The organism is Desertihabitans aurantiacus (assembly GCF_003344635.1).
Classification (GTDB): Bacteria; Actinomycetota; Actinomycetes; order Propionibacteriales; family Propionibacteriaceae; genus Desertihabitans; species Desertihabitans aurantiacus.
Window position 1 is genome coordinate 1 of sequence record NZ_QPKK01000137.1, and the last position, 10,270, is coordinate 10,270.

At 73.3% G+C, this 10,270-nt stretch carries 11 protein-coding genes; all 11 read right to left on the bottom strand.

What is annotated here, in order from left to right; all coding sequences use genetic code 11:
* Positions 1–135: 135 nt before the first annotated feature.
* A complete protein-coding gene (locus DVA66_RS11895; protein WP_114560293.1) occupies positions 136–1,188 on the bottom strand; it encodes a potassium channel family protein in 1,053 nt (350 codons plus the stop codon).
* Between the two features lie 54 nt (positions 1,189–1,242).
* Complete coding sequence (locus DVA66_RS11900) at positions 1,243–1,782, bottom strand: adenine phosphoribosyltransferase (protein WP_114560284.1); 540 nt, start codon at positions 1,780–1,782, stop codon at positions 1,243–1,245.
* Between the two features lie 11 nt (positions 1,783–1,793).
* Complete coding sequence (gene secF, locus DVA66_RS11905) at positions 1,794–2,981, bottom strand: protein translocase subunit SecF (protein ID WP_114560285.1); 1,188 nt, start codon at positions 2,979–2,981, stop codon at positions 1,794–1,796.
* Entirely contained in the window at positions 2,981–4,594 is a 1,614-nt protein-coding gene (gene secD / locus DVA66_RS11910; RefSeq protein WP_232821925.1) for a protein translocase subunit SecD, read from the bottom strand. Before secD ends, secF begins: the two co-directional genes overlap by 1 nt.
* Before the next feature lie 45 nt (positions 4,595–4,639).
* On the bottom strand, positions 4,640–5,119 hold the full coding sequence (gene yajC, locus DVA66_RS11915) for a preprotein translocase subunit YajC (protein ID WP_114560286.1): 480 nt from the start codon (positions 5,117–5,119) through the stop codon (positions 4,640–4,642).
* 146 nt (positions 5,120–5,265) lie between these two features.
* Positions 5,266–6,306 carry a Holliday junction branch migration DNA helicase RuvB gene (gene ruvB, locus DVA66_RS11920; RefSeq protein WP_114560287.1) on the bottom strand — a complete coding sequence of 347 codons (1,041 nt, stop codon included), beginning with the start codon at positions 6,304–6,306 and terminating at the stop codon, positions 5,266–5,268.
* Positions 6,307–6,316: 10 nt separating this feature from the next.
* Entirely contained in the window at positions 6,317–6,931 is a 615-nt protein-coding gene (ruvA, locus tag DVA66_RS11925; RefSeq protein ID WP_114560288.1) for a Holliday junction branch migration protein RuvA, read from the bottom strand.
* Positions 6,928–7,470 carry a crossover junction endodeoxyribonuclease RuvC gene (gene ruvC, locus DVA66_RS11930; RefSeq protein ID WP_198671693.1) on the bottom strand — a complete coding sequence of 181 codons (543 nt, stop codon included), beginning with the start codon at positions 7,468–7,470 and terminating at the stop codon, positions 6,928–6,930. The genes ruvA and ruvC overlap by 4 nt, the downstream gene beginning before the upstream one ends.
* 110 nt (positions 7,471–7,580) lie before the next feature.
* Positions 7,581–8,342 (bottom strand): YebC/PmpR family DNA-binding transcriptional regulator, encoded by a 762-nt coding sequence (locus DVA66_RS11935; protein WP_114560290.1) that lies wholly within the window; start codon positions 8,340–8,342, stop codon positions 7,581–7,583.
* Between the two features lie 37 nt (positions 8,343–8,379).
* Positions 8,380–9,360 carry a GNAT family N-acetyltransferase gene (locus DVA66_RS11940; RefSeq protein WP_114560291.1) on the bottom strand — a complete coding sequence of 327 codons (981 nt, stop codon included), beginning with the start codon at positions 9,358–9,360 and terminating at the stop codon, positions 8,380–8,382.
* A 113-nt stretch (positions 9,361–9,473) separates the two neighbouring features.
* Positions 9,474–10,270, bottom strand: a 797-nt coding sequence (locus DVA66_RS11945) for a lysophospholipid acyltransferase family protein (protein WP_114560292.1), incomplete at its 5' end; no start/stop codon positions are given.

Consider the following 10,270-nt stretch of genomic DNA (forward strand, 5'->3'; position numbering starts at 1 on the left):
GGCGCGCCGGAGCCTGCGTCTCACGCTGCCCGACCGTCTCGCTCACCTGTCACCGACCTCTCTCGTGCTCGGAGCAGATCTGTCGTGGTCAGCCATTCTAGGTGGACCGTTTCAGCACCGGCACCGGGTCACCGCTCACCAGCCGGCGTCGTCGCTGGAGGGCTTGCTGCGCTCCTTGGGCAGGCTGTCGGTGACGATGTCGGAGGAGCTGCGGCGCACCACCACCAGCCGGTCACCGGTCTCCAGCTGAGCCACCGACGGGTCGTAGTAGCGGCGCAGCGTCTGGTTGCGCACCACCGCCAGCACCCGCACGTCGGACACCTCCGCCGGGGCCAGGCCGACCTCCTCGGCCGTCACCTGGCGCTCGGCGATCTCCAGGCCCTCCCCCGACGACAGCAGGTCCTCGATCACGGTGCCGACCGACGGGTTGACCGCCGACAGCCCGAGCAGCCGGCCGACCGCGTCGGAGGAGGTGACGACGGAGTCGGCGCCGGACTGGCGCAGCAGGGAGACGTTCTCGTGCTCGCGGACGGCCACCACGACGTGCGCGCTGGGGTTGAGCTGGCGGACGGTGAGGGTGGCGAGGATGGCGGAGTCGTCGCGGTCGAGGGTGATGATGACCTCGCGGGCCCGGCTGATCTCGGCCCGGCGCAGGATGTCGCGACGGGTGCCGTCGCCCTTGATCGAGGCCAGCCCGTCGTTGTTGGCGTCCTGGAGTGCGGTGGCGTTGCCGTCGATGACGACCACCTTCTCCATCGCGATGCCGTTGCGCCGCATCGTCGCCGCGGCCGCCCGTCCCTTGGTGCCGTAGCCGACGAGGACCACGTGGTTGCGCATGCGCTTCCTCCAGCGAGCGTCGATGAAGATGCGGCGGCCCTCGGTGGCCAGCACCTCGATGGCCGTGCCGACCAGCAGGACCAGGAACAGCACGCGCAGCGGGGTGACCACCAGCGCGTTGATGATGCGGGCGTGCGGCAGCAGCGGGGCGATGTCGCCGTACCCCGTGGTCGACATCGTCACCGTCGAGTAGTACAGCGCGTCGACCAGGTCGACGCCGTCACCGCCGGTCTGGTCGATGTAGGCGTCGCGGTCGAAGTAGACCAGCAGGGTGGAGAAGACGAGCAGCAGCCCGGCGAGGCCGGCGCGGATCAGCAGCGCCCGTGCCGGGGAGGTGCCCCGTTCGGGCATCTGCACCAGGGGCTCGACGTAGCGGGCCCCGAAGCGGCTGCTCTCCGGCACCGGTCAGTCCGCCGTGACCAGCGCGTCCACCGAGACCCCCTCGGCGGACAGCCGCTCCCGACCGCCGAGCGAGGCGAGCTCGAGCACCACCGAGGCGCCGAGCACCGTCGCGCCCATCGACGAGAGCAGCTGGCAGGTGGCGAGCAGGGTGCCGCCGGTGGCCAGCACGTCGTCGACCACCAGCACCCGGGCCCCGGAGACGACGGCGTCGGTGTGCACCGACAGGACCGCCTCGCCGTACTCCAGGCGGTAGCTCTGGTCGCGGGTGGCGCGCGGCAGCTTGCCCGGCTTGCGGACCGGGACGAACCCGGCGCCGAGGGCGAGCGCGACCGGCGCGCCGAAGACGAACCCGCGGGCCTCGGCACCGACCACCACGTCCACCTCGCGGGGGGCGTTCTCGACCAGCTCGCTCACCGCGGCGGAGAACCCGCCCGGGGAGGCCAGCAGCGGGGTGATGTCCTTGAACGTCACGCCCGGCACCGGCCAGTCGGGCACGTCGGTGATGAGCCCGGCCACCAGCTCGCGGCGGGCGCTGCTCGTCATGGTCGCGGGGCTCACGGACGCCGCCTCTCGCTGCGCGGGACCCGCTTCGGCTGGGAACGTCCGCTGGCTCCGGCGCCGGTCGCCCGGGCGGTGCCGGCCCGCGGCTCGGTGGTCGGGGTCGTCCCCGCCCCGTCCTCGTCGTCGGTGTCGGTGTCGGTGTCCTCGTCGCGATCGAGCACGGCCACCGGCGACCCGGACCCGCCGGTGCGCCGCTCGGCCCTGCGCTCCTCCTTGCGCACCCGGTGCGCCAGCCGCTCACGGTGCTCGACCATCGCCGGGTCGCGCTCCTTGAGCAGGGCCAGCACCGGGGTGGCGAGGAAGATCGAGGAGTAGGCACCGGCCACCATGCCGACGAAGAGCGCCAGCGACAGGTCCTGCAGCGGGCCCTGGCCCAGCACGAGCGCCCCGGCGATGAGCAGGGCGACCACCGGGAGGACGCCGATGATCGTGGTGTTGAGCGAGCGCACCAGCACCGCGTTGAGGGCGGCGTTGGCGGCCTCGCTGTAGGTGCGGCGTCCCTCGCGCAGGGAGGCCACGTTCTCGCGCACCCGGTCGAAGACCACCACCGTGTCGTAGAGGGAGTAGCCGAGGATCGTCAGCACGGCGATCACCGAGGCCGGGGTGACGGTGAAGCCGACCAGCGCGTACACGCCGATGGTCACGATCAAATCGTGCAGCAGCGCCACGATGGCCGCCACCGACATCCGCCAGTCGCGGAAGTAGATCCAGATGACCCCGGCCACCAGCACCAGGAACACCCCGAGCGCGATCAGCGCGCGCTCGGTGATCTGCTCGCCCCACGACGCCCCGATCAGGGAGTAGGCGACCTCTTCGGAGGAGACGCCCACCTCCTCGGCGATCGCGCCGCGGACCTGGGCCACCTCGTCCACGGTGAGCGTGCGGGTCTGCACCCGCACGGTGCCCTCGCCGATGGTGGTGACGGTGGTGCTGTCCAGCTCGGGCAGCCCGGTCGCCTCGACGGCGTCACCGAGGTCGTCGGCGGTGGAGTCGGTCACCTGCACCGGCGCCTGGAAGTCGGCACCGCCGCGGAACTCGATGCCGAGGTTGAGCGGGCGCACCACCAGCGAGGCCAGCGAGACCACGACGATGACGGCGCTGATGATGAACCAGCGGCGCCAGCGCGGGACGAACCCGTAGCTGAGCTCGCCGGTGTTCAGGCGTCGGATGAAGTCACGCATCAGGCCTCTCCTGCCTGTCGGGCCGTCCGCGGACCGGCGATCCCCTGCCGCGACCGCGGCGAGGAGGCGATCGACTGGGCCAGGGCCTTGGCCGGGGTGAGCGGACGCCGCCGCACGGGCCGGGCCCCGGTGTGCTCGGGCTCCAGCCCGGACCAGCGGGCCCCGCTGCTGAAGTACCGCGTCCGCGCCAGCAGCGTCATCAGCGGCTTGGTGAACCAGAACACCACGACGATGTCAATCAGCGTGGTGAGCCCGAGGGTGAAGGCGAAGCCGCGGACCGAGCCGACCGCCAGCGCGAACAGCACCACCGCCGAGAGCAGCTGGACGGCGTCGGCGATGAGGATCGTCCGCTTGGTGTCGTGCCAGCCGACCTCCACCGCCGAGCGCAGGCTGCGGCCGTTGCGCAGCTCGTCGCGGATCCGTTCGAAGTAGATGACGAAGCTGTCCGCGGTCATGCCGATGGCGACGATCGCTCCGGCGATGCCGGGCAGGTTGAGCGCCATCCCGACGGCCTCGCCGAGCAGGGCCAGCGCGGCCCAGGTGAGCGCGGCGGCGACCAGCAGCGAGCTGATGACGACGATGCCGAGACCGCGGTAGGCCGCGACGCAGAACGCGAGCACGAGGACCATGCCGATGATGCCGGCGATGATCCCGGCCTCCAGCTGCTCACCGCCGAGGGTGGCCGAGACGTTGTCGACCGAGGACACCTCGAAGGCCAGCGGCAGGGCGCCGTAGCGCAGCACGTTGGCCAGCTCGGTGGCGGTCTGCTGGGTGAACCCGCCGCTGATCTCGGCCTGACCGCCGGGGATCGCCCGGTCGACCGAGGGTGCGGAGATCGACACCCCGTCGATGACGATGGCGAAGCGGTTCTGCGGGTCGGCCTGGGTGGCCAGCTGCCCGGTGACCTCCTCGAAGCGGGTGGCGCCCTCGTTGTCGAACTCGAGGTTGACCACCCACTCGAAGCGGTTCTGCGGGACGCCGGCGGAGGCGTCGGAGAGCTGGTCGCCGTTGATCAGGGCCGGGCCGAGCAGCAGCTTCTGGGTGCCGCTCTGGTCGCAGGCCACCAGCGGCTGCGCCTCCTCCTCGGGGAAGTCCGAGCCGCAGGTGAAACCGGCGAACTCGCTCTGGATCTCCGGGGTGGGCTGCCAGTCCATCCGCTGCTCGACCGGCACCGGCTCGCCGAGCTGGGGCGGGGCCGGCGGGGCGGTGGGCAGACCGGACGGCTGCTCGGCCTGCGCCGGCTGGACGTCGTAGACCTTGCGGAACGACAGCACCGCGGTGCGCCCGACCAGCCGGACCAGCTCGTCCTGCTGGACGTTGGGCACCGAGACGATGATCTGGTTGCCGCCGGCGGTGGTCACCTCGCCCTCGCCGACACCCAGCCCGTTGACGCGCTGCTCGATGATGTTGCGGGCCTGCTCCAGGCTGTTGTCGTCGACCGAGCCCTGCCCGGTGGTGTTGGAGGCCGTCAGCGTGATGGTGGTGCCGCCGCGCAGGTCGAGCCCCAGCTTGGGGGTCCAGATCTGGAAGGCGGCCATCATGCCGTACAGCCCCGCGATCACCACGGCGAGCACGATCAGCGTGCGCGCCGGGCGTGGGTGTCTACTGGCCACGTCGTCGTCCTCGGGAAGTTGTCGCCCGCGGTGGGGCGGGGGTGGTCAGGAGTCGGTGCGACGGGGGTCGTCGGCCGGGTCGGGCCGGGTGCCGGCCACGGGGCCCGGGGCGCCCAGCTCGTCGGAGGGACGGTCGGCGTCGTCGCGGACCACGCGGTGGGTCGGCGGACCGGCGTCGGCGGGGTCGGCGACGTCGGGCTCACCGGCGAGCGGACGCTCGTCCTCGGCCGCCAGCGGGGCCGCGGTCTCCTCGGTCTCCGGCGGCAGGGTCTGGCCGTAGGCCTGCTTGACCACGGTGGCCACGACGCCGGGGGCCAGCTCCACGTCCAGGGTGGTGTCGGCCACGCTGACGACGGTGGCGACGAAGCCGTTGGAGAGCATCACCCGGGTGCCGGGCGCGAGCGAGGAGACGGCCTCCCGCTGCTGCTTCATCCGCTTCGACTGGCGGTAGGTCTGGTAGCCGAGCATCGCCACCAGGGCGAGCAGCAAGAAGGGCAGTAGAAGGTCCATGACTCCTGCGATCATCGCTCGTGGTCGTCCTCCCCTGCGGCGGGCACACCTTGCCACCACGGGGGGCAGGGCGGTCCGAGCGGTCGCCGCAGGGCGCTGACCGCCGGAGTCTAGCCCGCTCGGCGCGGATTCGGCGACTGCGCCGGACCGGGCGAGCCGCCTCAGGAGAACAGGTCGTCGCCCGAGCCCGGCGCGCCCACCGGGGCGGTGAGCCCGAGGTGGCGCCAGGCCGCCGGGGTGGCCACCCGTCCGCGCGGGGTGCGCATCAGGAAGCCCTGGCGGACCAGGAAGGGTTCGGCCACCTCCTCGACGGTGTCGGTCTCCTCCCCGACCGAGATGGCCAGGGTCGACAACCCCACCGGTCCGCCGCCGAAGCGTCCGCAGATCGCCTCCAGCACCCCGCGGTCGAGCCGGTCAAGGCCGCGGTCGTCGACCTCGAACAGGTCGAGGGCGTCGCGGGCCAGGGCGAGGGAGACGGTGCCGTCGGCCTTCACCTGGGCGTAGTCGCGGACCCGGCGCAGCAACCGGTTGGTGATCCGCGGGGTGCCGCGGGAGCGTCGGGCGATCTCGGCAGCCGCCTCGGTGCTGAGCCGGACGTCGAGCTGGGCGGCCGAGCGCATGAGGATCCGGCGCAGCGCGGTGTCGTCGTAGAAGTCGAGCTGGGCGGTGAAGCCGAACCGGTCCCGCAGCGGGCCGGGCAGCAGCCCGGCCCGGGTGGTCGCCCCCACCAGGGTGAAGCGCGGGATGTCGATCGGGATGGCGGTCGCACCGGGGCCCTTGCCGACCACCACGTCGACCCGGAAGTCCTCCATCGCGATGTAGAGCATCTCCTCGGCCGGTCGCGACATCCGGTGGATCTCGTCGAGGAAGAGCACCTCGCCCTCGCTCAGCCCGGACAGGATCGCGGCCAGGTCGCCGGCGTGCTGGATGGCCGGACCGCTGGAGATCCGCAGCGGCGCCGACATCTCCGCGGCGATGATCATGGCCAGCGTGGTCTTGCCCAGCCCGGGCGGGCCGGAGAGCAGCACGTGGTCGGCCACCGCGCCCCGGTTGCGGGCGGCGGCCAGCACCAGCCCCAGCTGCTCGGAGACCCGCGGCTGGCCCTGGAACTCCCCCAGTGTGGACGGCCGCAGCGCGGACTCGGCGGCCCGCTCGGCGTCGTCGGCCTGCGGGTCCACCGGTCGGGACCGTTCCTCGCTCACGTCAGCCCGCTCACGTCTTGGCCAGGCTGCGCAGGGCCGCGCGCATCAGCTCGGCCACCGGCGGCTGGGGGGTGGTCTCGGCGAGCTCGGCCACCCGGTCGCAGGCCGCCTCGGCGTCCCGCGCCGACCAGCCCAGCCCCTGCAGCCCCTGCGAGACCTGCTCACGCCAGGCCGACGAGACCGTCGGCGTCGACGAGGTGGCCGGCGGCTGGGTGGTCAGCGCGAGGGTGTTGACCTTGTCCCGCAGCTCGATGCAGATCCGCTCCGCACCCTTCTTGCCGATGCCGGGGACCTTGGTCAGGGTGACCAGGTCCTCACTCGCGATGGCGGCGCGCAGCTCGGACGGGCTGAGCACGGCGCAGGCGGCCTGGGCGATCCGCGGCCCGACGCCGGAGGCGGTGAGCAGCAGCTCGAAGCAGTCCCGCTCGTCGGTGTCGGCGAAGCCGTACAGGGTGAGCGAGTCCTCGCGGACGACGAGGCTGGTCTGCAGCGTCGCCGGTTGCTCCAGCCGCAGACCGCTGACCGTCCGTGGGCTGCAGTGCACCAGGGCGCCGAAGCCGTTGACGTCGACCACCACCGAGGTGGCGCCGAGGGCGGTCACGGTGCCGCTGAGCGAGGCGATCACGAGGCCCTCCTCGAGGTCGGGGTGCGGGGCCGCGACGTGCGGTGGGCGGCCACCGCCTCGGCGTAGCGGTTGACCGCGGCTCCGCGCCAGACGTGGGCGATCGCGAGCGCGACCGCGTCGGCGGCGTCGGCGGGCTTCGGGGGCTCGTCCAGCCGCAGGATCCGTGCCACCATCAGCCCGACCTGGCTCTTGTCGGCCCGTCCCGAGCCGGTCACCGCGGCCTTGACCTCGCTCGGGGTGTGCAGCACCACCGGGATGCCGTGCCGGGCGGCGACCAGCATCGCCACCCCGGCGGCCTGGGCGGTGCCCATCACGGTGTGCACGTTGTGCTGGGCGAAGACCCGCTCGACCGCGACCACCTCGGGCTGGTGCCGCTGCACCCAGTCCTCCACCGCGGTCTCGAGCTGCACCAGCCGCCGCGCCGTGTCGAGCTCGGCCGGCGTCCGCGCGACCCCCACGTCGACCAGCACGGGCGGTCGTCCCGGGGCGCCCTCGACCACCCCGAGCCCGCACCGCGTCAGACCCGGGTCGATCCCCAGCACCCGCACACGCACTCCCTCACCGTTCGAACAGACGTTCGGAGCCTAGCGTCGATGGGCCTACGGGGACCGGACGCCGGCCGGGGTGTGTCGGACGGTGCCGGCAGCGCTCAGGACAGCGTCGCGAGGACGTCGTCGGAGGCGTCGGCGTTGGTGTAGACGTTCTGGACGTCGTCGGAGTCCTCCAGCGCGTCGACGATGCGGCCCAGCTTCTCGGCCACCTCGGCGTCCATCTCCTGGGTGTAGTCCGGCACGAAGGAGACCTCGGCGGACTCGTAGTCCAGACCGGCGTCCTGGACGGCGGTGCGGACGGCCACCAGGTCGGTCGGCTCGGAGACGATCTCGAACACCTCGCCGAGGTCGGTGACGTCCTCGGGGCCGGCCTCCAGGGTGGCCTCGAGCAGGTCGTCCTCGGTCAGCGTCCGGTCGCCCTGCTCCTTGCTCACCACCACGACGCCCTTGCGCTGGAACATCCGTGCGGTCGAGCCGACGTCGGCCATGGTGCCGCCGTTGCGGGTGACCGCGACCCGCACCTCGGAGGCGGAGCGGTTGCGGTTGTCGGTCAGGCACTCGATCAGCATCGCGATCCCGGCCGGGCCGTAGGCCTCGTAGAACAGGGTCTCGTAGTCGGCCCCGCCGCCCTCGGCACCGGAGCCGCGCTTGACCGCGCGGTCGATGTTGTCGTTGGGGACCGAGCTCTTCTTCGCCTTCTGGATGGCGTCGTACAGCGTGGGGTTGCCCGCGGGGTCACCGCCGCCGAGCCGTGCCGCCACCTCGACGTTCTTGATCAGCTTGGCGAAGAGCTTGCCGCGCTTGGCGTCGATGACGGCCTTCTTGTGCTTGGTCGTCGCCCACTTGGAATGCCCACTCATGGCAGCCAAGGTTACAGGGGTCCGGCGGCCCCGCTGCTCACACGGCCGGACCGGCCTCGTGGCGGATCACGCTGTCGGCCACGGTGTAGCCCAGCTGGTGGTAGAGGCAGAGCGGCCCCTCGATCCGGTCGGTGTCGACGCCGAGCCCGGCGGCCTGCAGCCCGGCCGCGGCGAAGGAGCGCATCGACTGCAGCAGCAGGGCCCGCGCGATGCCCCGGCCGCGGTAGCGGGGACGGACGCCGAACCGGCCGGTCCAGCCCTGGCTGAAGCCCTGGGCCTCCCACTCCTCGAGGTTGGCCGAGCTGATCGCGTAGCCGACCACCTCCCCGGTGGCGGTGTCCACCGCCGTCCAGGACCACTCCGGACGCAGGGCGGCGCGGGTCATCGAGGCCTCCCACTGCTCCGGGGAGACGGGCCGGGCCCGCCAGACGTCGGAGAAGGCGTCGTTGTGGGCCACCCGGACGTCCTCCGACCGCTCCGGGTGCAGCGGCTCGAGCTCGATGCCCGGGGGCAGCTGCGGCTCGGGGACGTCGTCGCTGAGGGGCCGGTACAGGTCGACGTGGCGCCGCACCGGCCGCAGCCCCACCCGCTGGAACAGGTCGCGCCGGGCGGTGGCCTTCTCGTCGCAGTGGGCCACCACCACGGCGCGGTCGCCGTCGAGGCGCTGGCGCTCGCGAGCCCGCTCGAGCTGCCAGCACAGCAGGTGCCGGCCGATGCCGAGCTGGCGCCAGCTGGGGTGGACCCCGCCGGAGAGGAAGATCTGGCGCTGCTCCTCGTCGGTGCTGACGAGGTTCCAGCCGAGCGCGACCACGGTGTCCCGGTCGGTGCCGATCACCGTGTCGGCCTCGGCGCCGTGCGCGGCGTGGTCCATGTTCTCGCGCAGCTCGGCCAGGCTGTGCCGCTCGGCCGGGTCGTCGTGACGCTCGATCGCGGTGAACAGCTCGTCCACCGCGGCGAGGTCGTCCTCCGCGACCGGCCGCCAGCGCAGCGGTGTCACCTCATCCAGGGCGTGCCCCACGATGTCGACTCCTTCGTCGTCGTCCGCCCGACGTCCGTCGCCCGGAACGCGTGCTCCCGCTGCTCGAGAGCATCCAGAGTCTAGTGCCTCGCCTCCGCGGGTGCTGCCGGTCGCTAGCGCCAGATCCGGCGGCGCCGCCCTGACCCGCCCTCCTCAGCCGGTGCCGTGGCACTCCACACCCGCCGCCAGGTGGGCACCTCGGCCTCGGCCGGTGCCGGGCTGCGCAGCTGGTCCCACCAGGTGCGCACGTCCTCGTCGAGGAGCCGCTGGACCGCCTCCCGGATCGCCTGCGCCGCCGTCTCGTCGGGCCCGTCGACGGGTCGGAGCGGCTCGCCGAAGCGCACCGCCACCCGGCGCACGTCCCCGGCGAGCACACCGGGGAAGGACTCGCCGCGGCCGGGCAGTGCGAAGCTGCCCCGGATGCCGACCGGCACGACGACAGCCCCGGTCCGGCCCGCCAGCCGCACCACCCGCGGGTCGAAGGAACCGACCCGGCCGTCGGTGCTGGGCGCACCCTCGGGGAAGACCGCCCAGACCTGGCGACGGTCGGCGGTCACGCCCTGCAGCCCGGGCACCGTGGCCACCCGGTTCCAGGCAGCCACCTGCCGCAGCCCGAGCACCCGGCAGCGCGCCGCCAGGTCGGCGGGCAGGGCGGCCATCAGCAGCTCGGCGTCGCGGGTGTGCTGGTGGTTGGCCACCAGCAGCAGCGGGCCGGGGAGCCCGTCCAGCCCCGACGCGCCAGCCACGTCCAGGGCGGCGCCGACGCTGACCACGGGACGGGTGAGGTTGCGGTGCGCCCAGTCCGCGAGCGGGCGCTGGGAGGGGCGCCGGCGCGGGGCCACCTCGGTCGGCGGGGTCGACCAGCGGCTGCGGCCCAGCAGGCCGAGGTCGCGGCGGACGGCGCGCCACC

Bases quoted from the DNA above. Each gene is read 5' to 3' on its own strand.
- secF (WP_114560285.1), bottom strand. From the start codon at position 2,981: ATGCGTGACTTCATCCGACGCCTGAACACCGGCGAGCTCAGCTACGGG.
- DVA66_RS11900 (WP_114560284.1), bottom strand. From the start codon at position 1,782: ATGACGAGCAGCGCCCGCCGCGAGCTGGTGGCCGGGCTCATCACCGAC.
- yajC (WP_114560286.1), bottom strand. From the start codon at position 5,119: ATGATCGCAGGAGTCATGGACCTTCTACTGCCCTTCTTGCTGCTCGCC.
- DVA66_RS11895 (WP_114560293.1), bottom strand. From the start codon at position 1,188: ATGCCCGAACGGGGCACCTCCCCGGCACGGGCGCTGCTGATCCGCGCC.
- DVA66_RS11935 (WP_114560290.1), bottom strand. From the start codon at position 8,342: ATGAGTGGGCATTCCAAGTGGGCGACGACCAAGCACAAGAAGGCCGTC.